Below are 338 nucleotides of genomic sequence, written 5' to 3'. Positions count from 1 at the left end.
GGGATTTTGTATCGCTTTCAGCGCAGCTCGGCGATTTGCTATCTTCGCGTGTCCCCTAATCCAGAAGCCGCGTGCCAAGCGGCCTGCATGCCCTACAAAGAGAACAACGAGCGATGACTTCCGTGCCCAGCAGTATCGAGCAGCCCTCGCGGCCGCTGACCCGCAGTGACTACAAGACCCTTTCACTGTCCGCCCTGGGCGGTGCGCTGGAGTTCTACGACTTCATCATCTTCGTGTTCTTCGCCACAGTGGTCGGCAAGCTGTTCTTCCCGGCCGACATGCCCGAGTGGCTGCGCCTGATGCAAACCTTCGGCATCTTCGCCGCCGGCTATCTGGCG

Annotated in this window: 1 pseudogene; it reads left to right on the top strand. The window is 60.4% G+C overall.

The window, feature by feature from the left end:
- Window positions 1-113: 113 nt before the first annotated feature.
- A pseudogene (locus SB756_RS28745) lies at window positions 114-338 on the top strand (MFS transporter); the annotation flags it as partial.

This window comes from Pseudomonas sp. SIMBA_068 (genome assembly GCF_046534705.1).
Taxonomy (GTDB): Bacteria; Pseudomonadota; Gammaproteobacteria; order Pseudomonadales; family Pseudomonadaceae; genus Aquipseudomonas; species Aquipseudomonas putida.
The sequence above is the reverse complement of the archived record's forward strand: the minus strand, read 5'-3'. Positions and strand labels throughout refer to the sequence as shown.